Genomic DNA, 25,704 nt, shown 5'->3' on the forward strand with positions numbered 1-25,704 from the left:
GGACAGAAGGCAGAATAAGATTAGGAGAGGTAAAATGGCCAAAAATCTGGTGATAGTAGAGTCACCTGCTAAAATGAAAACAGTAAAAAAGTTTCTGGGGGCAAATTATACAGTAGAGGCATCCAATGGCCACGTAAGGGATTTTCCAAAGAGCCAGTTTGGTATTGATGTAGACAATGATTTTGAACCCAAGTATATTACGATAAGAGGAAAGGGAGAGCTTCTTGCAAAACTCCGTAAAGAAGCAAAAAAAGCAGATAAGATCTATCTCGCAACGGACCCTGACCGTGAAGGAGAGGCAATCTCCTGGCATCTGATGCAGGCACTGAAAACAGATACTTCAAAGATGCACAGAATTACATTTAATGAAGTAACAAAAACAGCAGTCAAGGCGTCCATCAAACAGGCCAGAGAGCTGGATATGAATCTTGTGGATGCACAGCAGGCCAGACGTATGCTGGACCGTATGGTAGGTTATACCATCAGCCCACTTCTCTGGGCCAAAGTAAAAAGAGGATTAAGTGCAGGCCGTGTGCAGTCTGTAGCACTGCGTATCATCTGTGACCGAGAAGATGAGATCAACGCATTCATTCCGGAAGAGTACTGGAGCCTGGAAGGTGAATTTCAGGTAAAAGGTGAAAAGAAGCCGTTAACGGCCAAGTTCTATGGAACTGATAAAAAACTTCCGATCAAAAACCGCCAGGAAATGGATGAAATCCTGAAAAATCTGGAAAACTGTAAATATGAGATCACAGAAGTAAAAAAAGGCGAGAGGATCAAAAATGCTCCGCTCCCGTTTACAACCAGTACACTGCAGCAGGAAGCGGCCAAGACTCTGAATTTTTCCACACAGAAAACCATGCGTCTGGCACAGCAGTTATATGAGGGTGTTGATGTCAAGGGAAGCGGCACAGTAGGTCTGATCTCTTATCTGCGTACAGATTCCACCCGAATTTCCGAGGAAGCAGATGCAGCAGCAAGAACCTACATTTCTGAACAGTACGGACAGAATTATGTTTCTCAGACAGAAAAGACAGTCAAAAACGGACAGAAGATCCAGGATGCCCATGAGGCAATCCGCCCTACAGACATTACAAGGACACCGGTTCTTGTGAAAGAATCTCTCACCAGAGATCAGTTTCGTCTGTATCAGCTGATCTGGAGACGCTTTGCGGCCAGCAGAATGGCACCGGCACGTTATGAGACTACATCTGTCAAGATCGGAGCCGGCGAGTATGTATTTACGGTTGCGGCATCCAAGGTTGCGTTTGATGGTTTTATGTCTGTGTATACAGAAGAGGGCGATGACAAAAAAGGCAATATTTTAAGTCAGAGCCTGGAAAAAGGCATGGAGCTGAAACTGAAAGAACTGAAACCGGAACAGCATTTTACACAGCCACCGGCACATTATACAGAGGCATCACTTGTAAAAACCATGGAAGAACTGGGAATTGGACGCCCGAGTACCTATGCGCCGACGATCACAACGATCATCAGCCGACGCTACGTATCAAAGGAACAGAAAAATCTTTACGTTACAGAGCTTGGTGAAGTTGTTAACAATATTATGAAACAGGCATTCCCGAGTATTGTGGATGTAAACTTTACAGCTACCATGGAGGGACTTCTGGACTGCGTGGAGGCAGGCACTGTGCAGTGGAAGACTGTTGTACGTAATTTCTATCCGGATCTGAAACATGATGTGGATGAGGCGGAGAAAGAACTGGAGAAAGTTGATATCCAGGATGAGGTTACAGATGTAGTCTGCGACAACTGTGGCCGTAACATGGTAATTAAGTATGGTCCACACGGAAGATTTCTTGCATGCCCGGGATTCCCGGACTGCCGTAATACGAAACCATATTATGAAAAGATTGGTGTTGCATGTCCGAAATGTGGCGGTGAAATTGTCATGAAAAAAACGAAAAAGGGCAGAAAATATTACGGATGTGAGAATAATCCGGAATGTGATTTTATGTCCTGGCAGAAACCATCCGCAAAGAAATGTCCGAAATGTGGCAATTATATGCTCGAAAAGGGAAATAAGCTGGTTTGCAGCCAGGAAACCTGCGGATATGTGGAACAGAAACCAAAAGATGAAGATTGATGGAATAAATGCTTTTCTACCAATTTTCAGAAAATCCCGTTAAAAATAAAAAAAATATAAAAATGTCTTGTAAATTTCCAGAATAACGTGTAATATTAGACTAGAAAAACGATTTCTTTCAAGGTACGAAAGTGAAAGGAGGAAAAAATGAGCGTTCAGTTGCTAGATAAAACTAGAAAAATCAATAAGCTTCTGCATAACAGCAGCTCAAGCAAGGTAGTGTTTAACGACATTTGCCAGGTGCTCATGGAAACCTTAAGTTCCAACATCCTGGTACTCAGTAAGAAAGGTAAGGTTCTGGGAGTCAGTATCTGTCCGGGCGTAGATGAGATCACAGAGCTGATCGATGATAAGATCGGCGGACATATTGATCCGTTATTGAACGAGAGATTTCTTGGCGTTCTTTCTACCAAGGAGAATGTCAATCTCCAGACACTTGGCTTTGAGCATGTACCAGGGAATTATCAGGGAATCGTAAACCCTATCGATATTGCAGGTGAGAGACTGGGAACATTATTTATGTATCGTAACGATCATCCGTATGATATTGAAGATATTATTGTCAGTGAGTACGGTACAACTGTTGTAGGTCTGGAAATGATGCGTGCGGTTCATGATGAGAATGCGGAGGAAGACAGAAAGCAGCAGATCGTGAAATCTGCGTTCAGTACCCTGTCCTTCTCAGAGCTTGAGGCGATCATCCATATCTTTGATGAACTGGATGGAGACGAAGGCATCCTTGTTGCCAGCAAGATTGCTGACCGCGTAGGTATCACCAGATCTGTGATCGTAAATGCACTGCGTAAATTTGAGAGTGCAGGTGTGATCGAGTCCCGTTCTTCCGGTATGAAGGGAACTTACATTAAGGTTCTTAATGAAGTAATCTTCGACGAGCTTGAGGAGATCAAGGCACAGAGAAACAAAAAGGCATAATGCGATCTGCATTATCTGCCGACTGATAATATAAGATAAAGAACGTGACGAAAGAGACTACCCGTTATTGTGGGCAGTCTCTTTTTTACTGAAATTCTTTTGCAGGATCGCATAAAAGGAAAGTGTATCTTTTTAGAAAAAATCAAAATAAATAATGAAATTAAGAAAATAAGAGAAAACAAGAGTATAAAAGAGATATAAAGAGAATAAACTAGAAATAGTATATCTTAAAAGAGTTGCGAAAAAACGTGAAATTCACTAATATAGCCATAGTGATTAGCACTCGTAGAAAGCGAGTGCTAGCAAACGAAAATGGAACTGATAAGGAGGAACATAGATCATGAAGTTAGTACCTTTAGGCGACAGAGTAGTATTAAAACAGGTTGAGGCAGAAGAGACAACAGCATCCGGAATCGTACTTCCGGGACAGGCACAGGAGAAACCACAGCAGGCAGAAGTTATCGCAGTTGGTCCTGGCGGAGTTGTAAATGGCAAAGAAGTAAAGATGGAAGTAGAAGTCGGAAACACTGTTATTTACTCCAAATATGCAGGAACAGAAGTTAAGATGGATGGTACGGATTACATCATTGTAAAACAGGAAGATATCCTGGCAGTTATTAAATAATATAAACATCTTATCGTATATCAATATAAATAGGAGGTCATTTTATCATGGCAAAAGAAATTAAATATGGCGCAGAAGCAAGAGCAGCACTTGAAGCTGGTGTAAATAAACTTGCAGATACAGTAAGAGTAACACTTGGACCGAAAGGAAGAAACGTAGTACTTGACAAATCTTTCGGTGCTCCGCTTATCACAAACGATGGTGTTTCCATCGCAAAAGAGATCGAGCTTGAGGACGGATTCGAGAACATGGGTGCTCAGATCATCAAGGAAGTTGCATCCAAGACAAACGATGTAGCAGGTGATGGTACTACAACAGCGACTGTACTTGCTCAGGCAATGGTTCATGAGGGAATGAAGAACCTGGCAGCAGGTGCCAACCCGATCATCCTCAGAAAAGGTATGAAAAAAGCAACAGATGTTGCAGTAGAAGCGATCAAGAACATGAGCCAGGCAATCAACGGCAAAGAGCAGATCGCTAACGTAGCAGCAATCTCTGCAAGTGATGAGCAGGTTGGACAGCTTGTTGCTGATGCTATGGAGAAAGTTTCCAAAGACGGTGTTATCACTGTTGAGGAGTCCAAGACCATGCATACAGAGCTTGACCTTGTAGAAGGTATGCAGTTTGACCGTGGATATATTTCCGCATACATGTCCACAGATATGGAGAAAATGGAGGCAACTCTTGATGATCCGTACATCCTGATCACAGACAAGAAGATCAGCAATATCCAGGAGATCCTTCCACTTCTTGAGCAGGTTGTTCAGGCCGGTGCGAAACTTCTCATCATCGCTGAGGATGTTGAGGGTGAGGCCCTTACAACTCTGATCGTCAACAAACTGAGAGGAACCTTCCAGGTAGTAGCTGTAAAAGCTCCTGGCTATGGTGACAGAAGAAAAGAGATGCTTCAGGATATCGCGATCCTGACAGGCGGACAGGTGATCTCCGATGAGCTTGGTCTTGACCTGAAAGAAGCTAAGATGGAGCAGCTTGGACGTGCAAAATCTGTTAAAGTTGCAAAAGAGAACACAGTTATCGTTGATGGTCTCGGTGACAAAGATGCCATTGCAAAACGTGTTGCACAGATCCGTGCTCAGATCGAGGAGACAAAATCCGAGTTCGATAAAGAGAAACTTCAGGAGAGACTTGCAAAACTGGCTGGCGGCGTAGCTGTTATCCGTGTAGGTGCTGCTACTGAGACAGAGATGAAAGAAGCAAAACTTCGTCTTGAGGATGCTCTTGCAGCAACAAGAGCAGCTGTTGAGGAAGGTATTATTGCAGGTGGCGGATCTGCTTACATCCACGCTTCAAAAGAAGTTGCAAAACTTGCAACAACACTTGAGGGAGATGAGAAGACAGGAGCTTATGTAATCCTGAAAGCTCTTGAGGCACCACTGTTCCACATCGCTGCAAACGCAGGACTGGAAGGCGCTGTTATCATCAACAAAGTAAGAGAGTCTGAGGTTGGTACAGGATTCGATGCTCTCAATGAGAAATATGTAAACATGGTTGAGAACGGAATTCTTGACCCGGCCAAGGTTACAAGAAGTGCTCTTCAGAATGCTACAAGCGTTGCATCTACACTCCTTACAACAGAGGCTGTAGTTTCCACAATCAAAGAAGATACTCCTGCTCCGGCAGCAAACCCGGGAATGGGAATGATGTAATAATCAGCTAAGCAGGTGAAATTGTTCACAAAATAAGAGGGCCTGCGTCATGGACGCGGCCCTCTTTTTGTGTTATAATCAAAAAAATCAGTAAATTACGAAAGGAAGAAGCAAATGAGTGACTTATATTCAGAACTTCTGGTAAAGAAGAAACAGACAGCAAAGGATATGGTTGTGAAATACGGTCTTATTGTACTGACAGTGATCATGGCTATAGGAGGCCTTTTAGTGAACGGTCTTTTACTGGTGCCGGCTGTTGCGCTCGGTGTTGCCTGTTATTTTGTAATACCGAAAACAGATCTGGAATACGAGTATCTGTTTGTAAATGGTGAGCTGGATATTGATATGATTATGTCCAAGTCCAAGAGAAAAAGAGTAAAATCCATCCAGCTTGCGGAAGCAGATCTTGTAGCACCTCTGAAATCCCACAGAATGGACTATTACAACGGAAATCAGAAAATGAAAGTGATGGATTTTTCCTCCGGTATTGAGGATCATAAACGTTATGCCATGATCACAAGAGACGGTGGTGAAACATGCAAAGTGATTCTCGAATTAGATGACGCCCTGGCAAACACCATGAAAAATTCTGCACCAAGTAAAGTTTTTTTGGATTGACATGAAACTTGTTTTTTGTTACACTAGTTCACAAATTTAAAATATCTTACACAAGGGAGGAAATGCAATGGGTACTATTATTGGTGAAGGCATTACGTTTGATGACGTTCTTCTGGTTCCAGCTTATTCTAAAGTAATTCCGAATCAGGTAGATGTTTCAACGTATTTAACCAAGAAAGTAAAGCTGAATATCCCCATGATGAGTGCGGGAATGGACACAGTTACAGAGCACAGAATGGCAATTGCCATGGCCAGACAGGGTGGTATCGGTATCATCCACAAGAATATGTCCATTGAAGCACAGGCAGAAGAGGTTGATAAGGTTAAACGTTCTGAGAACGGTGTTATTACAGATCCATTTTATCTTTCACCGGAGCATACACTGAAAGATGCCAATGATCTGATGGCGAAATACCGTATTTCCGGTGTTCCGATTACAGAAGGCAGAAAACTTGTAGGTATTATCACAAACCGTGATCTTAAATTTGAGACAGATTTCAGCAGAAAGATCAAGGAGTGCATGACTTCTGAAGGACTGATCACAGCCAAGGAAGGAATCACACTTGAGGATGCCAAGAAGATCCTTGCGAAATCCCGTAAGGAGAAATTACCCATTGTAGATGACGACTTTAATTTAAAAGGACTCATTACCATCAAGGATATCGAGAAACAGATTAAATATCCGCTTGCAGCCAAGGATGCACAGGGACGTCTTCTCTGCGGTGCGGCAGTTGGTATCACAGCTAATGTACTTGCTCGTGTGGATGCACTTGTTAAGGCTAACGTAGATGTTATCGTTATCGATTCCGCACATGGTCATTCCGAGAATATCTTAAAAGCAGTTCGTGAGATCAAGGCTGCATATCCGGAACTTCAGGTTATCGCAGGTAACGTTGCAACAGGTGCTGCTACCAAGGCTCTGATCGAGGCTGGTGTAGATGCAGTTAAGGTTGGTATCGGACCTGGATCTATCTGTACCACACGTGTTGTTGCAGGTATCGGTGTTCCGCAGGTTACAGCAGTTATGGATTGCTATGAAGTAGCCAACAGCTATGGAATCCCGATCATTGCAGATGGTGGAATCAAGTATTCCGGAGACATCACCAAGGCTATCGCAGCCGGAGCCAATGTCTGCATGATGGGAAGCATGTTCGCAGGATGTGATGAGAGCCCGGGAACATTCGAGCTTTATCAGGGAAGAAAATATAAAGTATACCGTGGAATGGGATCTATTGCAGCTATGGAGAATGGCAGCAAGGATCGTTATTTCCAGGAGAATGCGAAGAAGCTTGTACCGGAAGGTGTTGAAGGACGTGTTGCATATAAGGGACATGTTGAAGATACCGTATTCCAGTTAATTGGTGGTTTAAGATCCGGGATGGGTTACTGTGGAGCAGAGAACATTGAGAAGCTGAAAACAACAGGCAGATTTATTAAAATCTCCGCTGCATCTCTTAAGGAGTCACATCCGCATGATATCCATATCACAAAAGAGGCTCCAAACTACAGTGTAGATGAGTAATACAGGAAAAAAAGGTAAGACAGGTAAGAAGTCACCCAGGCCGTCCCATAGCGGGCGGCCTGTTTCCGTAAAAAAAACTTCTTCAGAACCTGCCGCAAATTCCGTAAAAAAGAAGAAAAGGAAAACCTCCCGCAAAAATAAACCGCTGAAATTTCTTCGAAAAACAGTGATGATTCTGATTTTTGTAATTGTTATATCTGCGGTATGTGCATTAGGATATGGATTTTTTGAGATGCGTATGGAAGAGGACAGAATTTATTCTGATGAGACAGGTTCCGTTCAGGAAAACGATGGCAACAGTGGGCCAGAACAGTGGCAGGAAGAGGGTGCCCCCTATATTGACGTGGAACTTCTGACGCCGAATTCGTATTCTAGGCCTCAGATTCCCATTGAACAGGTGAATTATATTGCCATTCACTATACTGCCAATCCAGGATCTACAGCAATGTCCAACCGGAATTATTTCGAAAATCTTGCAACAACACAGGAAAACAAAGTCAGCAGTCATTTTGTAATAGGTCTGGATGGCGAAGTGGTACAGTGCATTCCTACCTCAGAAATGTCCTATGCTACGAATTCCAGAAATGTGGACACCTTATCTATTGAATGTTGTCACTTGGATGATACAGGACAGTTTAATGAGGCAACATATAGTTCGGCAGTGAAGCTGACAGCCTGGCTCTGTACACGGTTTGGACTGACGGCGGATCAGGTGATCCGGCATTATGATGTTACAGGAAAAGACTGTCCGAAATATTATGTGGAAAATCCGGATGCATGGATTCAGATGAAATCAGATATTGCCGCACAGATTCAGGCAGATTATGAACTGCAGGGAAAATAGACAGTATGAAAAAATAATTTCTGAAAATTGGGACTTGAAAATTCAGAAGAAGTATTGTAGTATAACAACAGAAGCTGCATGACTGGCGGAAAGTAGGATTACCTACAGGGAGTGCAGTGAAATGAGAAGCCGACCGCCTGGGCAGCCTGATAAAGGGGTGTCCAGGCGGTTTTTTGTTACCTGCTGATACCTGGAATGATCCCCGGGCCTTACATTAGACAAGGAGGACTGTGAAAAATGACTACATTTTCACTTGAAAAAGAACTGAAAGAGAATTCCTACCCAGGAAGAGGAATTGTGATTGGACGTTCCGCTGACGGAAAGCACGCTGTTACCGCATATTTTATCATGGGAAGAAGTGAGAACAGCAGAAACCGTATTTTTGTTGAGGATGGTGAGGGAATCCGCACACAGGCATTTGACCCGTCCAAACTTACAGACCCGAGCCTGATTATTTATGCACCGGTACGTGTCCTTGGAAACAAGACGATCGTAACAAATGGGGATCAGACAGATACCATCTATGAAGGCATGGACAGACAGCTTACTTTTGAGCAGTCACTCCGCAGCAGAGAATTTGAGCCAGATGCACCGAATTACACACCTCGTATTTCCGGTGTTCTTCATGTGGAAAACGGAAAATTCAGCTATGCAATGTCTATCTTAAAGAGCAATAATGGAAATCCAGATTCCTGCCTCCGTTATACATTTGCTTATGAGAATGCGGCAGCAGGACAGGGACGCTTCATTCATACTTATAAATGCGACGGAAACCCGCTTCCAAGTTTTGAGGGAGAGCCGAAGCCGGTAGAGATTCCGGATGATATTGATGATTTTACCAACCTTCTCTGGGAGAGCCTGAACAAGGACAATAAAGTTTCTCTGTTTGTCCGTTTCATTGACATTGAAACAGGTAAATATGAATCCAGAATTGTAAACAAGAATAAATAATCGATATCGTAGAGAACGGAGGATTTTTCCATGAAAGAATTACAGTTAAAATACGGATGCAACCCAAACCAGAAACCATCCAAGATTTATATGGCAGACGGAAGTGAACTTCCGATCCAGGTACTTTCCGGAAGACCGGGATATATCAACTTCCTGGATGCATTTAACGGCTGGCAGCTGGTACGTGACCTTAAGAAAGCAACCGGACTTCCGGCAGCAACTTCTTTTAAACATGTATCTCCGGCAGGTGCTTCCATCGGACTTCCACTGAATGAGACCCTGGCCAAGATCTACTGGGTAGATGATATGGACTGGAAGAATTTTTCCCCGCTTGCATGTGCGTATGCAAGAGCAAGAGGTGCAGACCGTATGTCATCTTTCGGTGATTTCATTTCTCTTTCTGATGTCTGCGACAAAGATACCGCAATGCTGATCAAAAGAGAGGTTTCGGATGGTGTGATCGCACCGGGATATACAGAGGAAGCGCTGGAAATCCTGAAACAGAAGAAAAAAGGCAACTACAATGTAATCCAGATCGATGAAAATTATGTTCCGGAGCCGCTGGAACACAAGCAGGTATTTGGTGTTACTTTTGAGCAGGGACGTCAGGAACTTGCAATTGATGATGAACTGATCTCTAATATTGTAACAGAAAATAAAGAGCTTACAGAGGAAGCAAAGAGGGATCTGAAGGTTTCTCTGATCGTTTTGAAATATACGCAGTCCAATTCCGTATGCTTCGTAAAAGACGGACAGGCGATCGGTGTTGGTGCTGGTCAGCAGTCACGTGTTCACTGTACACGTCTTGCAGGCCAGAAGGCAGATAACTGGTATCTCCGTCAGTGCCCGAAGGTGCTGAATCTTCCATTTAAAGATACCATTACACGTGCAGAGAGAGACAATGCCATTGATGTTTATATTGGTGAGGAGTATATGGATGTTCTTGCAGATGGCGCATGGGAGAAAACATTTACCGAGAAGCCGGAAGTGTTCACAAGAGAAGAGAAGCGTGCATGGCTGGATGGTCTTACAGATGTGACTCTTGGTTCAGATGCATTCTTCCCGTTCAGTGATAATATTGAGCGCGCACATAAGAGTGGCGTGAAATATATTGCAGAGCCGGGCGGATCTGTCCGCGATGACGCAGTTATCGATACCTGCAATAAGTATGGAATGGTAATGGCATTTACAGGAATCAGACTTTTCCATCACTAAAATATCATGAACATATAATGGGGCAGAATATGAATGTCTGTCTTACATAAAAGATCCCGGATCTGGATTTCTATCAGGAAATTCCGGATCCGGGATTTTTTGCGCCATTTTGTGCTTGTTTTTTGTGAAATAAAAAAAGAACTCTGAATCATTCAGAGTTCCGAAGAGCGATAGACGGGGCTCGAACCCGCGGTCTCGACCTTGGCAAGGTCGCGCGTTACCAACTACGCCACTATCGCATTTGTCTTATCTTATGAGGTGTTTCCCTCATCGACAAGACATATATTAGCACAGATTTTAAAGCATGTCAAATCTTTTTTTGCATTTTTTTGAAAAATTGAAAAAAAGAAGACATTTCCGGATCAAGACGTTTCAGATTCACTGCTTATGTGATAATAGCGAAGTACATGGTCCGGGTAATACTGGTCACCGTAATCCCATGGACCTGCCGGATCGTGAAGGGGATCGTCTTCATCACGCTGCTTGCCACCACTTGCCATCTGGGCAAATGCCTGGGCGCTTTCGGTTGTCCAGGAGGTTTCTCCGTTTTTGGCAAGATAAGAGAAATAAGAGTCTGTACCAAAATTATAGGCCTGCAGGGCAAGACGGATATGGGGCAGATCAGCGGGTCCTGTGCATCCGGATTTATCCAGGGCATATTTCAGCTCCTGGATTCCACAGGAGATAGAATAGGAAGGATCTGTGATTCCGTTAGGCTGCTGGGGATACTGCGTATTATAAGCGCCTTCGGATGACTGCATGGGATCGGTTCCCTGGCCGGAGCTTTCCTGCATCATAACCGCCAGGATCAGATCTACATAGTCAGACATGCCATATTGGGCGGCTTCCGTGGTAACTTCATCTCGGTAGGCTTCACAGGATGCATTGATCTGATACGTATTTGTCTGCTTTCCGGAAAATCTGGATAAACGCAGAAAAATGCATCCGAGGACCAGTAAAAAGATCAAGCCCAGAAAGAACTTCTGTCTGCGAACCTGGCGTACGCGGAGACGCTGGCGTTGTTTTTTTGTAAGTTTAGGGGTTTTTCGTTTTGTATTCATAAGCTTATTTTACCCGTCGGATGGTGATTTGACCAGTTAAGAAATGTGATCTTTTTGTTAAAATTTTCTGAAGACTGACCTACAAAATTGCAAAATACGATCTGATATGCTATGATAGTCGGGACAAACCGCAGAATGCCGGAAAAAAGGAGGCAAGATTTCATGCGTAAAAGGCTTCTTGCAGTTATTTTGTGTGCTTCCATGATATTCCCTGTATCAGCATCTGCAGAGGTACTTGGATATGAAGCAACACTGAATACATATACACAGGAGAAAAAATCCCCTCAGCAGTTTCAGATTGATGATGGGGAAGGAAATACAGTAAATGCACTGGCGAAGACGGACACCCTTTATGTCACTGCGAAGAATACCGCAATTCGGTCCAATCCCGGAGAGAGTGGATCAGAACTTCGATCCGTTCTTCTGGGAACGAAACTTGAGAGAGTTGCCGTATGTGACAACGGATGGAGTAAAGTTACGTTTCAGAAAGACGGAGAGGACAAGATTATCGGTTATGTTCAGGATAGCGTGCTCAGTGATACGGAAACCGTGAATAAATTTACGGATACAGTCACGGCAGCCAAAGACAGCGATATTCTTGATTATCCGGGAAAAAAAGACGGAGAAGTAGTAGGAGAAGTTCTTCAGGATGATGAGCTGAAGAGAACTGGTACTGTAGATGATATCTGGAGCCGGATCGTTTACACCGATGACAGCGGTGCACAGCAGACTGGATATATTCCTACCAGCTGTCTGGAAGGATATCAGGAGAACGAAGTAGCCAAAGCAGAGCAGGAAAAGAAAACAAAAGCAGGTTCCCTTACCAAGAGTTCCGGAGAAGGTATTTTTGCAGACGCTGTGGACGGCGTAACGTCTACGGGTGGTTCCGGAACATCTGCCAATGGTGTAAAAGTCGGAACTCCGGTATCAGTTTCTTCCGATGCCACACTGAAATCTTTGGGAACTTTCCGTATTACCCATTACTGCCCATGCAGTATCTGCTGTGGTCCATGGTCAAATGGAATCACATCTACAGGTGTAACGGCAACAACCAATCACACCATAGCAGTAGACCCCAGCCAGATTCCATATGGTTCCAAGGTGGTGATCAATGGACAGGTTTACGTGGCGGAGGATTGCGGAGGTGCGATCCGTACCAACTGTATTGATGTTTATGTTGCCACACATTCAGAGGCAGAGGAGAAAGGTGTATTTTATACAGAAGTTTATCTGCTTCAGTAAAAACGCCGTATAACAAAAAATACTGCATCAGACTTAATGTATAAATCGGAATATAAATATCCGCTTTATCAGAAAATGTCGAATGCAGTATTTTTTATTTATAAAAAGAAAAACTCTGTTCAACAGGAAACAGGAACTGTGAACAGAGCAAAAAAATAATGCCCAGAGCCGGAATCGAACCAGCGACACGAGGATTTTCAGTCCTCTGCTCTACCAACTGAGCTATCTGGGCATGTCTCTTTCGAGCACTTTGTTACTTTAACACATTTATGTAGAGAATGCAAGGGGAAAATGAAAAAAAGCAGATGTTTTTCTGAAAAATCCGATTTTCAAAAAAACATCTGCAATATTATATGCGGCAAATTCAGCGGGCAGCCAGATAAATTTTTTCCATATCTTTCATATTTAACTGTTTGAAGACACCGATGGTACGGGTATCTTCATAACTGCACTTAAATGCCAGATCGTGGATATCTTTTTCTGTAAGATCAAGACCAAGCTCATGAAGGCTGGTAGGCATCTGAATGGAACGGAAATAATCTTCCATGGCTTCAATACCGGCAAGTGCGGTTTTGTTGAAATCGATGCTGCATGGGATTTCAAATACGTTGGTAGCAAACTGGGCAAAACGTTCTGGATTTGCGTCATAGACATAACGGGCCCAGCTTCCCCACAGTGCGGCCAGACCGGCACCGTGAGCTACATCGTAAGTTCCGCCAAGTTCATGTTCCAGCTGGTGACATGCCCAGTCACCGCCGCCGGTTCCACAGCCGGTGAGGCCGTTGTGGGAGAGACTTCCTGCCCACATGATTTCTGCCCTGGCAGTGTAATTATCCGGCTCTTTCAGCAAGATACGGGAATTGTAGATTACCGTCTGCATCAGAGATTCGCTGATGCTGTCTGTAATTTCCATAGTTTCGATATTTACAAAATACCGTTCCATGGTATGCATCAGGATATCCACACAGCCGCTTTCTGTCTGATACTGAGGTAAGGTGTATGTAAGCCGTGGATTTAAAATGGCAAAACGTGGCCTGCACAGGTCATTTCGGGCAGTACTGCGCTTCAGCCAGCCCTCTTCATTTGTGATGACACAGGAATTGCTCATTTCACTTCCGGAAGCTGCGATGGTAAGGATTACACCAACTGGAAGACATGCTTTTGGAGTTTCTGTGCGGAGGAAAAAGTTCCATACGTCTGTTTCCGGATTTGCAAGACCGTAACCGATGGCCTTACAGGAATCAATAACACTTCCGCCTCCTACGGCAAGAAGAAAATCCACATTTTCTCTGCGACAGAGTTCGATTCCTTCCCGGACTTTGGAAAGATGCGGATTGGGAACGACGCCGCCAAGAGTTACATAGGCAATCCCTGCCTCGTCAAGTACGGATCTGATCTCATTAATAAGACCGGATTTGACGGCACTGTGTCCACCATAGTGGATCAGAACTTTTTTACAGTTCTGTTCTTTCAGAAGTGTGGCAATTTTAAGATGTGTATCTTTTCCAAAAACCACCCGTGTGGGGGTAAAATATTCAAAACTTCTCATAATAAACAACTCTCCCTTATTTCATAATTGATCTATTCGAAATCACGAAAATTAATTAAAAGCAAAAATGGATGATTTGCATTAGCAAACCGTTATAATAATAGCATAGAAGAGGGCCGGGTGCAAGATTTCGGAAAACGTTTGCGACAGGAAAAACAGGGAAGATAAAGGTGATAAAGGGGATGTAATTCCAAAAGGATGTGGTATAATAGTTTTTGTGAGAAAGTAAAAGTGACTTAATCACAGAAACAGACCGATGCAGAGCGTATATTATAAAACAGATTTCAAAGAAGCAGAAGAAAGCAGGTGTCTGAAATGGAAAATATCATTATCGTAGGAGCAGGCCCGGCAGGAATTTCCGCAGCTCTTTATGCAGCGAGAGGAAATATGGACCCGCTGATCATCAATACAGGAATTGGTTCACTGGAAAAAGCAGAGAAGATCGAGAATTATTACGGACTTGAGAGACCTCTTTCCGGAAAAGAACTTTTTGAAAGAGGACTTGAGCAGGCCAGGGCACTTGGCGTCAGGATTCTGGATGCACAGGTTGTGGGAATGGGAGGCTTTGATACCTTTGAGGTAAAAACAACCGAAGGCGATTTTGAAGCCCGCAGTGTGATCCTGGCAACCGGAAGCAAAAGAGCCTCCGCGAAAATTCCGGGAGTGAAGGAATTTGAAGGAAAAGGAGTCAGCTACTGTGCAGTATGCGATGCATTTTTCTACCGTGGAAAAGATGTAGCAGTTCTTGGAAACAGTGATTTTGCTCTTCATGAAGCTGAGGAACTTTCTCATACAGCTTCCCATGTGACGATTTTTACAGATGGAAAGAAACCGGAATTTTCAAAAGAGAATGCAATTGACGTGAATACCATGAAAATTCAGGCAATTGAGGGAGATGAGCGTGTTCAGGGACTTCGCCTGAAAGGAGATGTATCCTTACAGGAAGCAGGCGAACCGCAAACGTCATTTGCACCTGCAGAAGGTGTTTTTGTGGCATTGGGTACAGCCGGAAGTTCAGAGATGGCCCGTCAGATTGGTGCGGAACTGAATGAAAAAGGAAATATCAGGGTGAATGAAGAGATGGAGACAACGGTTCCCGGACTGTACGCGGCAGGGGATTGTACCGGAGGTCTTCTTCAGGTGGCAAAGGCCGTACATGATGGAGCACAGGCAGGACTTTCTGCCTGTCAGTATGTGCGGAAACTTCTGAAAGGGCAGGCATAGAGTGAAGACAGCATAAATTCAGAAGAACGGCAGACACTGATAACGATCAGGATTATGATCGGATTTTCATAACATATAAATTTAAGGAGGAATTTTATCATGGCAAAAGTTTTTACAACAGACAATTTTGAAACTGAGGTATTAAATGCAGAGAAACCGGTACTGGTAGATTTCTGGGCAACCTGGTGCGGACCGTGCAGACGTCAGGCTCCGGTTGTGGAAGAGCTGGCAGAAGCAGAATACGAAGTAGGGAAAGTAGACGTAGATAAAGAACCGTCTCTTGCACAGCAGTATAAGATTATGAGTATTCCTACACTGCTTGTGTTTAAGGGTGGAAAAGAGACAGCACGTTTTGTGGGACTGACATCAAAAGCGGAGCTTGAGGCAGCACTTCAGTAAGATCAGAAAGTATTCATCATTTCATAAAGACGGCTTTTATCCAGAATGCGGATCGATCCCCGTGAAATCTGGATAGAGCCGTCTTTATTCATTTTTTTGAGGCTGCGGCTGACTGCCTCCCTGGCGCTTCCGATGGAGCGGGCGATGGCTTCTTGGGTGAGCGTGAGTTCATCGGAACCGGTATCTGCAGCTTCGTCCAGAAGGAAGGCTGCAATCCTCTGAGGTAACGTCATAAAAAATGTCCGTTCGATTCCTGCGATCACATCCGAGAAATGTTCGGTTGTCCGTTTATAAATGAAATTTTCCAGATAGATATTGTTTTTCATCAGCCGGGAAAAAGGAACTGCCGGAAGCAGAAGCAGATCACAGTCTGTTTCCGCATCGATCTGCACATCAAATGTGATGGCAGAAAGCATGCAGGAAGCGGAAAGGGTGCAGATATCACTGTCCCTTAAACGGTACAGTGTGGCTTCTTTTCCCTGAGAGGACAGAAGGTACACGCGGAGAACGCCCTTCAGAAGAAAAAGAGTTCCTAGGCACTGGCGTTCTTCTGACTGTATGGCAGCACCTGCCGGGTAATGGAGTTCGCGGATATTATCAAGAAGAAAATCCTGGTCTTCTTCGGTCATATGTTCCCAGAAGGGAAAAGCCTGAAAATAGTTCAGGCAGCTGTTTCGGTCCATAAAAAGGTACTCCTTTATAAAAGATGTAGTATCCATTTTAACGCTGTTTGAATGGAAATACAACAGAAACGGAATCTTTATGCATACCGGGAATCCCTGTTTTTCTATTTACATCCGGGGGCTGGAACGTTATAATCATAAAGCGAAAAGAATCAGACAGAGAAAGAATGAAAACTGCCGGATGTAGAAGTCTGTCACCCGGCAGAAGTTAGGAGAATAGTAATTTTGAAGATCTTACTTGCAGCGTGCAACGCAAAATATATCCATTCCAATCTTGCAGTATACAACCTGAAATCCTGCTCCGGAAAGTACAGTCCCAATGTAGTGATCAAAGAGTATACGATCAACCAGATCCGGGATGACATTTTAAAGGACATTTATCTGGAACAGCCGGATGTGATCTGTTTTTCCTGCTATATCTGGAATATTTCCTTTGTAAAAGAACTGGTACCGGATCTTAAGAAAATCCTTCCACATGTGGATTTCTGGGCAGGCGGTCCGGAAGTATCTTACGATGCGGTGGAATTTCTGAAAAAGAATCCCGCGTTTTTTGGTGTGATGGTAGGAGAGGGAGAGGAAACTTTCCATGAACTGGCAGGATATTATATAGAAAGAAAGCCGGAAAACCTGAAAGAAATCCGAGGTGTGGCTTTTCATGACGAAACCAAAGTCCCGGATATTGTACACACAGGCTGGCGGGAACTGATGGATTTAAGTAAAGTTCCGTTTGCATACAGCAATCTTACAGAGTTTAAAAACCGTATCATCTATTATGAGAGCAGCAGAGGGTGCCCGTTTTCCTGCAGCTACTGTCTTTCTTCCATAGACAAGAAGCTTCGGTTCCGTGATATCGAACTTGTAAAAAACGAATTGCAGTTTTTTATTGACAATAAGGTTCCACAGGTCAAATTTGTAGACCGTACCTTTAACTGCAAACATGATCACGCCATGGCAATCTGGCGGTATATTACAGAGCATGACAACGGGATCACGAACTTCCATTTTGAAATTTCCGCGGACCTTCTCCGTGAGGAGGAACTGGCTCTGATGAAAACCATGCGCCCGGGCCTGATCCAGCTGGAGATCGGGGTACAGTCCACCAATCCGCAGACCATCAAAGCTATTCGGAGAACCATGGATTTTGAAAAACTGAAAGGAATCGTAGAGCAGATCCACGGCTTTGGAAATATCCACCAGCATCTGGATCTGATCGCAGGACTTCCATATGAGGGATATGACAGCTTCCATAAGTCGTTCTGCGACGTCTATGCACTGCGTCCGGAGCAGTTTCAGCTTGGTTTTCTGAAGGTGCTGAAGGGTTCCCATATGATGGAGATGACCGGAGAATATCAGATCCTTTACAAAGACCGGGAACCTTATGAGGTGCTTTCCACAGCCTGGCTGACCTACGGGGAGATTTTGAGGCTGAAAATGGTGGAAAGTATGGTGGAAGTGTATTATAATAGTGGTCAGTTCAAACACACCCTTGTATTTCTGGAACAGTATTTTGAAGATCCTTTCCGGATGTATGAGGCACTTGGCAGATTTTATGAGAAAAAAGGATACTCGGAGATTTCTCATTCCAGGATGAGACGCTATGAGATCCTGATGGAATTTGCCGGAGAACAGAAAGAGATCCCGTTGGAAGCCCTTTCCGATGTGATGCTTCTGGATCTTTATCTTCGTGAGAATTTAAAGAGCAGGCCATCCTTTGCATCCGATCAGAAGCCCTATGAGAGGATGATCTGGGATTACCGGAAAGCGGAAAAAATCCCGAAGACCGCCCATATCGAGGTATTCCGAGATGGAAAGAAGATTCTTTTTGATTATACAGACAGGGATCCTTTGACCAACAATGCGCGATTAACGGATATTACAGATGAGGTGAATAAAAATTATGGGAATGTTTGATCCGAAAAAAAGAAAAGTGATCACAGCGATCATCGCAGTTATTCTGGTTCTTGCAATGGTAGTTCCGACTGTACTTTCGCTGATCATTTATTAAGGCGGCAGTTATGAAACTTGGGAAAAAAGCACTGGAGGCACTTCAGGCGGAAATAGATGGACAGCTGAAACCCGGAGATGAACTAATCGTGGCAGGCCCTGTGGCAGCAGAAGGTACGGCATGGATTGCAGAGAACTACCATGACAGACTGCGGGAAGTTTTTTCGGAACGGTTTCTTGAAGATGCCGGAAAACTTCCGGAAGTTTACGGAACAGGAATGAAAAAAGAGAACAATAAGGTCTGGAAGATGGCGGAAGCGTCCGGAGCCAGTGCCAGGTATCTGATGGGGGAAGGCGGCTTTCTGTCTGCGCTCTGGAAAATGGCGGAAGCATCCGGAGTGGGACTTAGCGCAGACCTTCGAAGCGTACCCATCCGACAGGAAACCATAGAGATCTGTGAGATCTTTGATGTGAATCCCTATAAACTCCTTTCCGGTGGAAGCATTCTTCTGGGAATCCAGGGTGGCGATGCGTTTGTGCAGGAGTTACGAAGAGAAGGGATCATGGCAGCAGTGATCGGGCAGACCAATTCCGGAAATGACAGGCTTCTTTACAGCGGCGGAAATGCCAGATATCTGGAGCGTCCGGCGGAAGACGAGATTAAAATAATGAAAAGAGGATAAATAATGGGAGTTTTAAACATTGTACTCCATGAGCCGGAAATTCCGGCAAATACAGGTAATATCGGCAGAACCTGTGTGGCAACAGGAACCAGATTACATCTGATCGAGCCGCTTGGTTTCCGTCTCAATGAGAAGGCGATCAAGCGTGCAGGCATGGATTACTGGGAACATCTGGATGTGACCAGATATCTGGACTATGAGGATTTTCTCAAGAAGAATCCGGGAGCGAAGATCTATTACGCAACCACCAAGGCGCCTCAGACTTATACAGATGTAAAGTATGAGGATGACTGTTTTATTATGTTTGGCAAGGAAAGTGCGGGAATTCCGGAGGATATCCTGGTGAAAAATCAGGAAACCTGCGTGAGAATCCCCATGATCGGGGACATCCGTTCCCTGAATCTGAGCAATTCTGTTGCCATTGTTCTTTATGAGGCACTGCGCCAGCATAATTTTGCACATATGAATCTGGAAGGGCACCTGAGAAATTACGACTGGAAATAAGATTGTGAACGGATTGAAAGATTGAAAGTGCATGTCTGCTTTACATACTGAATAGCAAGACGAAGAAGATTTATAGAGTAAATAAAAGAACCTCTGATCTGGAAAGATTGTAGGAAATATTAAGGAATATTTCTTTTACAGCTTTTCGGATCAAAGGTTTTTTATGTTTTATTTTGCTTTTTCCAGGGTAAAAATAAATTCTGTTCCCACGCCAACAGTGCTGATCACATTGATATTCTGTTTGTGGGCGTTGATGATCTCTTTCACAATAGCGAGTCCAAGGCCGGTTCCCTTACGGTCTTTTCCACGGGAGACATCGATCTTGTAGAAACGGTCCCAGATTTTGGAAAGACTTTCTTTTGGAATTCCGGTTCCCCGGTCTTTGACAGAGACAAAAACTTTGCCATGGTTGACGGTTGTTTCCAGTGTAATGGAAGAATTGTCACTGCTGAATTTTACTGCATTATCCAATAAATTGTACAGTACCTGCTGGATCTGCTCCATATCCGCGCGGACGAACAGCTCTTTGCCTGCCAGAAGGAGTTCCAGCCGGATGTTCCGTTCCGAACAGGTTCCCTCGAAAGAGGCTGCTGTAGTACGGATGGTTTCGTTGATATCAAAACGCCGCATATGCATCATCCGCTTTTTGACATCCAGTTCGTTTAAAGTAAGGAGGCTTCGGGTAAGTTTCTCCAGACGGGTGGATTCAAAAGCAATGACTTTCAGATAGCGTTCCTGCATTTCCGGTGGGATGGTACCGTCCAGCATGGCTTCCACATATCCTTTGATGGAGGTCAGAGGTGAGCGGAAATCATGGGATACGTTGGAGATAAACTGCCGCTGATATTCTCCGTTTTTGTTCAGCTTGTCTGCCATATAATTCAGGGAATGGGAAAGATATCCCATCTCATCTTCAGAATCTACCGGGATCGTATAGGAAAGATTTCCGTTTGCAAATTCCAGGGCACCTTTCAGGATCTCTTTTAACGGTTTGTGCACCCGGTAGAAATAAATCAGCAGGAAACTGAAAAACAAAGCGTAAATAATAATAAAGATTAGGATCATGACCTCTACGATATTGCTGCGGCTTTCGTAGAGGTTTTTCATAGGGTAGTGGACTGCCAGATAACCGATCACCTGGTCTGTATCTTTTATGGGAACGACGGTGCTTAACTGCGTGGTTTTGAATGTCCCATAAAACGTACCGGAAGAATAACAGATATTTTCGTAATCTGCAGGCCGGAAATTTTTGACAGTGATCTCACCGGAGCCGGAAGACTGTTCATCTGTGTTTATCAGAACGGTTCCGTCCGTGTCCATGACCCAGAAGTCTGCATTCTGAAAAGCCGCTGCAGAGGAAAGAGCCAGGGAAAGGGAGTCGTTTTCCGGGTCTTTTACAGCCTGACGGAGTTCATTTCCGGAAACCATCTGGCTGGCTGTGCGGTAAAGGTACTCTCCGGTGGAGCGTTCAAGCCTTTTTTCTACCAGGTAGGAGCCGCCGGAGGAAAGCAGCAGAAAGCAGATTCCCCCCAACACAAAATACAGGATCAGCAGTTTGGTATAAAGATGCTGCTTCATGAATCTTTTACCTCAAATTTGTAACCGATGCCCCAGACTGTGGAAAGAGCCCAGTTTGGATTATCCTTGATCTTCTCACGGAGACGCTTGATGTGAACGTCTACAGTCCTGGTATCCCCGATATATTCATAGCCCCAGATATGGTCCAGAAGCTGCTCCCTTGTGAAAACCTGATTGGGAGAAGCTGCCAGGAAATAGAGAAGCTCCAGTTCCTTTGGCGGCATGTCGATCTGGTGTCCCATATACGTCACAGAATAGTTAGTCAGGTTGATCACCAGATCCGGATAGGATACACATTTTTCCTTTGGTGCGGCAGAGGGTGATTTTACATGGAATCTGCGGAGCACTGCACGGACACGGGCAACCAGTTCTTTGGAGTCGAAAGGTTTGATGATGTAATCGTCTGCTCCAAGTTCCAGCCCCAGGACTTTGTCAAAGGTTTCTCCTTTGGCGGAAAGCATGATGATCGGTACATCGGAAGTATGACGGATCTCACGACATACCTGGTATCCGTCAATACCCGGAAGCATCAGATCCAGAAGGATCAGATCCGGGTGAAAAATATGGAACTGCTTCAGGGCTTCCTCGCCGTCATTTACGATCTTGGTCTCAAAGCATTCTTTTGTGAGGTAGAGAGCTACCAGCTCTGCAATGTTGTTGTCATCGTCAACAATGAGGATTTTCTGTTTTGTAGCCATGGTTTCCGCTCCTTTTTTTATTTCTTGAATTCTACGATGGTTACGCCGGCATCGCCTTCTCCGAATTCTCCGAGACGGAAGGAAGCTACATGTTTCTGGCGTTTCAGGTAATTGTGGACACCTTTTCTGAGGGCGCCGGTACCTTTTCCGTGAACAATGCGGACGGATTTCATGTGTGCGATGTAGGCGTCATCCAGATATTTGTCCAGCTCTGCAACTGCTTCGTCCACGGTTTTTCCCAGAAGATTGATCTCTGTGGAAATGCTGGCCGCTTTTGCCATGCGGATCTTTCCGGCACCGGTACGCTGCATGGATGGGGTGGTGATCACCGGCTCGTCCACAAGCTCCAGATCGGAGATATGTACTTTGGAACGGATGATTCCCATCTGCACAAAGAGATATCCCTTGGAATCCGGATGGCTGGAAACGGTTCCTTTCAGATTCAGGCTGAGAACTTTTACAGTATCGCCAAGAGAAAGATCGGATGGTTTCAGCTGCTTCTTTGGTTTTTGCTTCTGCTGTTTGGAAGACATGCCTTTTTCAGCCTTTGACATACGTTTCTTCAGGTTCTGGCGCTCTTTTTCCACAGAAGCGGTATCTACGTGATCCTTCTGGAATTTATGAAAAAGTTTCATGGTCTGGTCTGCGTATTCCTTGGTATCACGGAGAATCGCATGTGCCTGTTCATTGGCTTCTCTGAGAATACGTTCTTTTCGTTCATCCAGTTTTTCCTCTTTTTCCTGGAGGGATTTTTTCAGCTCTTCTACCTGTTCTTTGTAACGGGCAATTTCTGCACGTTCGTTTTCGATGGTGACACGGCTCTGCTCCAGGGATGTCAGAACATCTTCAAAAGATTCATCCTGCTCACTGATCTGTTCTTTTGCCTTGTCGATGATGAAATCCGGAAGTCCCAGTTTGGAGGAAATGGCAAATGCGTTACTTTTTCCGGGAACTCCGATCAGGAGACGGTAGGTGGGGCGTAAAGTTTCCACATCAAATTCACAGCAGGCATTTTCCACACCCGGGGTAGAGAGGGCATAGATCTTCAGCTCGCTGTAATGGGTGGTCGCCATGGTGCGGATGCCCTGTTCGTGAAGATGGGACAGGATAGCAATGGCAAGAGCGGCACCCTCGGTTGGGTCGGTACCTGCACCAAGCTCATCGAAGAGGACCAGGGAGTCCTGATCTGCGGATTTCAGGAAGGAAACCACGTTTGTCATATGAGAGGAGAAGGTACTTAAGGACTGCTCAATGCTCTGCTCATCTCCGATATCCGCATAGACCTCGCGGAAAAGTGCAAGTTCGGAACGGTCCAGTGCCGGGATATGAAGGCCTGCCTGGCCCATAAGAGTGAGAAGTCCTACGGTTTTCAGGGAGACGGTTTTACCACCGGTGTTTGGTCCTGTGACAACCAGGAGGTCAAAATCATCTCCAAGGCGGATGTCAATAGGAACGGCTTTTTTCCTGTCGATCAGCGGGTGACGGGCCTGGCGCAGGCGGATCCGTCCTTCGGTATTGAAGATAGGTTCGCTGGCATTCATGTCCATGGCAAGAGCGGCACGGGCAAAGATAAAGTCCAGCTGTACCATGATGGAAAGATCTGCGTGGATGGATTCCAGCTCTGCGGCTACCTGCTGGCTTAAAGACGCAAGGATTACTTCGATCTCTTTCTGTTCTTTCAGCTCCAGCTCGCGGATGTCGTTGTTCAGTTTGACAACAGCCATAGGCTCAATGAAAAGAGTGGAACCTGTGGCGGACTGGTCGTGGATCATACCGGCAACCTGGCCTTTGTACTCGGCTTTTACCGGGATACAGTAGCGGCCGTCACGCATGGTGATGACAGAATCCTGAAGATAATTCCGGGCGCTTCCTGCAACCAGAGAAGAAAGCTGAGTGTGGATCCGGTCGTTGGTGGCCTTGATGCTGCGGCGGATCTGACGAAGGGTGCTGCTGGCATCGTCACTGATCTCATCCTCGGAAAGGATACAGCGGCGGATCTCTGTGCTCAGTGGTGTCAGAGGTTCCAGTGCCGCAAACATTCCGTCAAGGGAATCGGTCATTCCGTCGTCACGGTCACTTCTGGAATAGGCTTTGACACGGCCGGTATTTTCCAGAAGACTGCAGACGGAAAGCAGCTCCGGTGCGTTCAGAGCGCTGCCTACAGTAAGACGTTTCAGTGTGCCACGGATATCCTTGACACTTCCAAAGGAAATGCCGCCTTTTTTGAACAGGCGTGCAAGGGCATCGTGGGTCTGCAGCTGCATGGATCGGATTTCCTCGATATCTGTGGAAGGGGTAAGCTTCCGGCAGAGATCTTTTCCCATGGGGGAGGATGCCTTGTCTGTGAGCAGATCTATGATTTTATAGTATTCAAGTGCTTTGTATGCTTTTTTGTTCATTGTTGCTATAGTTACTCCTTTTTGTTACTTCTGTTGATTCTGTGCTTTTCTGCGTAACACAGGATATGCAAAAAAACACTTCGTTTCCTATTTTACATGATTTCCATAGCAAAGGAAAGTAAAATGTGTTATGATACTGAATAAAGCCCGGAAGTAAGAGGAAACTGTGCGAAAATGCAGGGAAGACCGGACCGGGATGTGGCCAGAGATCGTAAAGAAAGGCTGGCTGTGAATGTAAAGTGTGAAGTGGATAGGTACATGAGTATTTCCGCTTTGAAAGTAAAAAAGAACAGAAAGGCAAGAATTTTATGCGTTTTTTAAATGAATTACATGAGGGAGACAGAGTAAACGGGATCTATCTCTGCAAACAGAAACAGGCAGCTACAACAAAGAACGGAAAGCCCTATGAAAATCTGATCCTTCAGGATAAAACAGGTGTGATCGATGGCAAGATTTGGGACCCAAATTCTCTGGGAATCGATGATTTTGATGCACTGGATTACATTGAGATCATGGGAGATGTGACAAGTTTTGCAGGTGCCATGCAGCTGAATATCAAGAGAGCACGCAAGGCAGGAGAAGGGGAGTATGATCCGGCAGATTATCTTCCTACCAGTGAGAACAGTGTGGATGATATGCAGAGCCAGCTGCGCGACCTGATCAACAGTGTGAAAAATCCTTATCTTTCTCAGCTCCTGAAGAAGCTTTTTGTGGAAGATCAGGAATTTATGAAAGTGTTTGAAGGACATTCCGCAGCCAAGACCGTACATCATGGATTTATCGGCGGACTGATGGAGCACACCCTTGGAGTGACACGTCTCTGTGATTACATGGCAAATGCGTATCCGCTTTTGAACCGTGATCTTCTGATCACAACCGCTCTTCTTCATGATGTGGGCAAGACCAAGGAGCTTTCTGCTTTTCCTATGAATGATTATACAGATGAGGGACAGCTTCTGGGACACATTGTGATTGGTGCACAGATGGTACACGATCTGGTAAAAGAAATTCCGGATTTTCCGGAGAAGCTTGAGAACCAGGTGATCCACTGCATTCTTGCCCATCACGGTGAGCTGGAGTACGGTTCTCCCAAGAAACCGGCACTTGCAGAGGCTGTAGCTCTGAATCTGGCAGACAATACCGATGCAAGAATGGAGACATTGACAGAGATTTTCCACGCAGACAAGGGCAAAAAAGAATGGCTCGGTTACAACCGTCTTTTTGAGTCCAATTTAAGAAGAACAGGAGATATTTAATA

The 25,704-nt window shown here is 44.8% G+C and carries 22 protein-coding genes, 2 tRNA genes and 1 riboswitch; of the genes, 16 read left to right on the forward strand and 8 right to left on the reverse strand.

The features are described 5' to 3' along the window. Positions 1-34: 34 nt before the first annotated feature. The 9 genes from topA (at position 35) to GPK88_RS14680 (ending at position 10,482) form a co-directional block, all read left to right on the forward strand. Positions 35-2,107 (forward strand): type I DNA topoisomerase, encoded by a 2,073-nt coding sequence (gene topA, locus GPK88_RS14640; RefSeq protein ID WP_118071680.1) that lies wholly within the window; start codon positions 35-37, stop codon positions 2,105-2,107. Between the two features lie 147 nt (positions 2,108-2,254). Continuing rightward, on the forward strand, positions 2,255-3,040 hold the full coding sequence (gene codY, locus GPK88_RS14645) for a GTP-sensing pleiotropic transcriptional regulator CodY (protein WP_021975897.1): 786 nt from the start codon (positions 2,255-2,257) through the stop codon (positions 3,038-3,040). A 340-nt stretch (positions 3,041-3,380) separates the two neighbouring features. Continuing rightward, a complete protein-coding gene (gene groES / locus GPK88_RS14650) occupies positions 3,381-3,665 on the forward strand; it encodes a co-chaperone GroES (RefSeq protein WP_021651813.1) in 285 nt (94 codons plus the stop codon). Between the two features lie 47 nt (positions 3,666-3,712). Next, a complete protein-coding gene (groL, locus tag GPK88_RS14655) occupies positions 3,713-5,332 on the forward strand; it encodes a chaperonin GroEL (protein WP_148448189.1) in 1,620 nt (539 codons plus the stop codon). 114 nt (positions 5,333-5,446) lie between these two features. Then, complete coding sequence (locus GPK88_RS14660) at positions 5,447-5,950, forward strand: DUF6106 family protein (protein WP_148448191.1); 504 nt, start codon at positions 5,447-5,449, stop codon at positions 5,948-5,950. Between the two features lie 67 nt (positions 5,951-6,017). Continuing rightward, entirely contained in the window at positions 6,018-7,472 is a 1,455-nt protein-coding gene (gene guaB, locus GPK88_RS14665; protein WP_021975900.1) for an IMP dehydrogenase, read from the forward strand. A 169-nt stretch (positions 7,473-7,641) separates the two neighbouring features. Next, positions 7,642-8,316: a peptidoglycan recognition protein family protein gene (locus GPK88_RS14670; RefSeq protein WP_148448193.1), complete on the forward strand. Its 675-nt coding sequence runs from the start codon at positions 7,642-7,644 to the stop codon at positions 8,314-8,316. A gap of 68 nt (positions 8,317-8,384) precedes the next feature. After that, positions 8,385-8,466: riboswitch (ZMP/ZTP riboswitch) on the forward strand. An 87-nt stretch (positions 8,467-8,553) separates the two neighbouring features. After that, entirely contained in the window at positions 8,554-9,267 is a 714-nt protein-coding gene (locus GPK88_RS14675) for an IMP cyclohydrolase (protein ID WP_148448195.1), read from the forward strand. A gap of 30 nt (positions 9,268-9,297) precedes the next feature. Next, on the forward strand, positions 9,298-10,482 hold the full coding sequence (locus tag GPK88_RS14680; RefSeq protein ID WP_148448197.1) for a phosphoribosylaminoimidazolecarboxamide formyltransferase: 1,185 nt from the start codon (positions 9,298-9,300) through the stop codon (positions 10,480-10,482). Positions 10,483-10,648: 166 nt separating this feature from the next. Here the strand turns inward: GPK88_RS14680 and GPK88_RS14685 are convergent. Continuing rightward, a tRNA-Gly gene (locus GPK88_RS14685) sits at positions 10,649-10,721 on the reverse strand. A 123-nt stretch (positions 10,722-10,844) separates the two neighbouring features. After that, entirely contained in the window at positions 10,845-11,543 is a 699-nt protein-coding gene (locus GPK88_RS14690; protein WP_148448199.1) for a lysozyme family protein, read from the reverse strand. Positions 11,544-11,705: 162 nt separating this feature from the next. Here GPK88_RS14690 and GPK88_RS14695 point away from each other — a divergent pair, with 162 nt between their 5' ends. After that, positions 11,706-12,785, forward strand: a complete 1,080-nt coding sequence (locus GPK88_RS14695; protein ID WP_173761895.1) for a 3D domain-containing protein — start codon at positions 11,706-11,708, stop codon at positions 12,783-12,785. Between the two features lie 159 nt (positions 12,786-12,944). Here the strand turns inward: GPK88_RS14695 and GPK88_RS14700 are convergent. Together GPK88_RS14700 and GPK88_RS14705 are read right to left on the reverse strand one after the other, a co-directional pair. Further along, positions 12,945-13,017 (reverse strand) — tRNA-Phe (locus GPK88_RS14700). A gap of 132 nt (positions 13,018-13,149) precedes the next feature. Continuing rightward, entirely contained in the window at positions 13,150-14,334 is a 1,185-nt protein-coding gene (locus GPK88_RS14705) for an iron-containing alcohol dehydrogenase (RefSeq protein WP_173761896.1), read from the reverse strand. Between the two features lie 315 nt (positions 14,335-14,649). Here GPK88_RS14705 and GPK88_RS14710 point away from each other — a divergent pair, with 315 nt between their 5' ends. Then, complete coding sequence (locus GPK88_RS14710; protein WP_173761897.1) at positions 14,650-15,558, forward strand: NAD(P)/FAD-dependent oxidoreductase; 909 nt, start codon at positions 14,650-14,652, stop codon at positions 15,556-15,558. 99 nt (positions 15,559-15,657) lie between these two features. Then, on the forward strand, positions 15,658-15,957 hold the full coding sequence (trxA, locus tag GPK88_RS14715) for a thioredoxin (protein WP_173761898.1): 300 nt from the start codon (positions 15,658-15,660) through the stop codon (positions 15,955-15,957). A 2-nt stretch (positions 15,958-15,959) separates the two neighbouring features. On the opposite strand, the gene GPK88_RS14720 is transcribed toward trxA, so the two are convergent. Continuing rightward, a complete protein-coding gene (locus GPK88_RS14720) occupies positions 15,960-16,640 on the reverse strand; it encodes a Crp/Fnr family transcriptional regulator (RefSeq protein ID WP_021975908.1) in 681 nt (226 codons plus the stop codon). A gap of 225 nt (positions 16,641-16,865) precedes the next feature. Here GPK88_RS14720 and GPK88_RS14725 point away from each other — a divergent pair, with 225 nt between their 5' ends. The 3 genes from GPK88_RS14725 to GPK88_RS14735 all read left to right on the forward strand — a co-directional run bounded on the left by GPK88_RS14725 (position 16,866) and on the right by GPK88_RS14735 (position 19,771). Then, a complete protein-coding gene (locus GPK88_RS14725; protein ID WP_173761899.1) occupies positions 16,866-18,551 on the forward strand; it encodes a B12-binding domain-containing radical SAM protein in 1,686 nt (561 codons plus the stop codon). A 104-nt stretch (positions 18,552-18,655) separates the two neighbouring features. Then, entirely contained in the window at positions 18,656-19,267 is a 612-nt protein-coding gene (locus tag GPK88_RS14730; RefSeq protein WP_173761900.1) for an AIR synthase-related protein, read from the forward strand. Between the two features lie 3 nt (positions 19,268-19,270). Further along, a complete protein-coding gene (locus GPK88_RS14735) occupies positions 19,271-19,771 on the forward strand; it encodes a tRNA (cytidine(34)-2'-O)-methyltransferase (RefSeq protein ID WP_021975912.1) in 501 nt (166 codons plus the stop codon). A gap of 168 nt (positions 19,772-19,939) precedes the next feature. Here the strand turns inward: GPK88_RS14735 and GPK88_RS14740 are convergent, their stop codons facing one another. The 3 genes from GPK88_RS14740 to GPK88_RS14750 are packed head-to-tail and all read right to left on the reverse strand — an operon-like array spanning position 19,940 to position 24,446. Next, positions 19,940-21,349 (reverse strand): sensor histidine kinase, encoded by a 1,410-nt coding sequence (locus tag GPK88_RS14740; protein ID WP_173761901.1) that lies wholly within the window; start codon positions 21,347-21,349, stop codon positions 19,940-19,942. Next, positions 21,346-22,047: a response regulator gene (locus GPK88_RS14745; protein ID WP_015524367.1), complete on the reverse strand. Its 702-nt coding sequence runs from the start codon at positions 22,045-22,047 to the stop codon at positions 21,346-21,348. The genes GPK88_RS14740 and GPK88_RS14745 overlap by 4 nt, the downstream gene beginning before the upstream one ends. A 17-nt stretch (positions 22,048-22,064) precedes the next feature. Continuing rightward, entirely contained in the window at positions 22,065-24,446 is a 2,382-nt protein-coding gene (locus tag GPK88_RS14750; RefSeq protein WP_174087654.1) for an endonuclease MutS2, read from the reverse strand. Between the two features lie 308 nt (positions 24,447-24,754). Between GPK88_RS14750 and GPK88_RS14755 the strand changes: the two genes are divergently transcribed. Beyond that, entirely contained in the window at positions 24,755-25,702 is a 948-nt protein-coding gene (locus tag GPK88_RS14755; RefSeq protein ID WP_021975915.1) for a 3'-5' exoribonuclease YhaM family protein, read from the forward strand. Positions 25,703-25,704: the final 2 nt, after the last annotated feature.

The organism is Blautia sp. MCC269 (genome assembly GCF_018785655.1).
In the GTDB taxonomy this organism is placed as follows: domain Bacteria; phylum Bacillota; class Clostridia; order Lachnospirales; family Lachnospiraceae; genus Blautia_A.

What these genes read in the sequence shown, in the direction of transcription:
- topA (WP_118071680.1), top strand. Translation starts at nt 35, where the DNA reads ATGGCCAAAAATCTGGTGATAGTAGAGTCACCTGCTAAAATGAAAACA.
- codY (WP_021975897.1), top strand. Translation starts at nt 2,255, where the DNA reads ATGAGCGTTCAGTTGCTAGATAAAACTAGAAAAATCAATAAGCTTCTG.
- groES (WP_021651813.1), top strand. Translation starts at nt 3,381, where the DNA reads ATGAAGTTAGTACCTTTAGGCGACAGAGTAGTATTAAAACAGGTTGAG.
- groL (WP_148448189.1), top strand. Translation starts at nt 3,713, where the DNA reads ATGGCAAAAGAAATTAAATATGGCGCAGAAGCAAGAGCAGCACTTGAA.
- GPK88_RS14660 (WP_148448191.1), top strand. Translation starts at nt 5,447, where the DNA reads ATGAGTGACTTATATTCAGAACTTCTGGTAAAGAAGAAACAGACAGCA.
- guaB (WP_021975900.1), top strand. Translation starts at nt 6,018, where the DNA reads ATGGGTACTATTATTGGTGAAGGCATTACGTTTGATGACGTTCTTCTG.
- GPK88_RS14670 (WP_148448193.1), top strand. Translation starts at nt 7,642, where the DNA reads ATGATTCTGATTTTTGTAATTGTTATATCTGCGGTATGTGCATTAGGA.
- GPK88_RS14675 (WP_148448195.1), top strand. Translation starts at nt 8,554, where the DNA reads ATGACTACATTTTCACTTGAAAAAGAACTGAAAGAGAATTCCTACCCA.
- GPK88_RS14680 (WP_148448197.1), top strand. Translation starts at nt 9,298, where the DNA reads ATGAAAGAATTACAGTTAAAATACGGATGCAACCCAAACCAGAAACCA.
- GPK88_RS14690 (WP_148448199.1), bottom strand. Translation starts at nt 11,543, where the DNA reads ATGAATACAAAACGAAAAACCCCTAAACTTACAAAAAAACAACGCCAG.
- GPK88_RS14695 (WP_173761895.1), top strand. Translation starts at nt 11,706, where the DNA reads ATGCGTAAAAGGCTTCTTGCAGTTATTTTGTGTGCTTCCATGATATTC.
- GPK88_RS14705 (WP_173761896.1), bottom strand. Translation starts at nt 14,334, where the DNA reads ATGAGAAGTTTTGAATATTTTACCCCCACACGGGTGGTTTTTGGAAAA.
- GPK88_RS14710 (WP_173761897.1), top strand. Translation starts at nt 14,650, where the DNA reads ATGGAAAATATCATTATCGTAGGAGCAGGCCCGGCAGGAATTTCCGCA.
- trxA (WP_173761898.1), top strand. Translation starts at nt 15,658, where the DNA reads ATGGCAAAAGTTTTTACAACAGACAATTTTGAAACTGAGGTATTAAAT.
- GPK88_RS14720 (WP_021975908.1), bottom strand. Translation starts at nt 16,640, where the DNA reads ATGGACCGAAACAGCTGCCTGAACTATTTTCAGGCTTTTCCCTTCTGG.
- GPK88_RS14730 (WP_173761900.1), top strand. Translation starts at nt 18,656, where the DNA reads ATGAAACTTGGGAAAAAAGCACTGGAGGCACTTCAGGCGGAAATAGAT.
- GPK88_RS14735 (WP_021975912.1), top strand. Translation starts at nt 19,271, where the DNA reads ATGGGAGTTTTAAACATTGTACTCCATGAGCCGGAAATTCCGGCAAAT.
- GPK88_RS14740 (WP_173761901.1), bottom strand. Translation starts at nt 21,349, where the DNA reads ATGAAGCAGCATCTTTATACCAAACTGCTGATCCTGTATTTTGTGTTG.
- GPK88_RS14745 (WP_015524367.1), bottom strand. Translation starts at nt 22,047, where the DNA reads ATGGCTACAAAACAGAAAATCCTCATTGTTGACGATGACAACAACATT.
- GPK88_RS14750 (WP_174087654.1), bottom strand. Translation starts at nt 24,446, where the DNA reads ATGAACAAAAAAGCATACAAAGCACTTGAATACTATAAAATCATAGAT.
- GPK88_RS14755 (WP_021975915.1), top strand. Translation starts at nt 24,755, where the DNA reads ATGCGTTTTTTAAATGAATTACATGAGGGAGACAGAGTAAACGGGATC.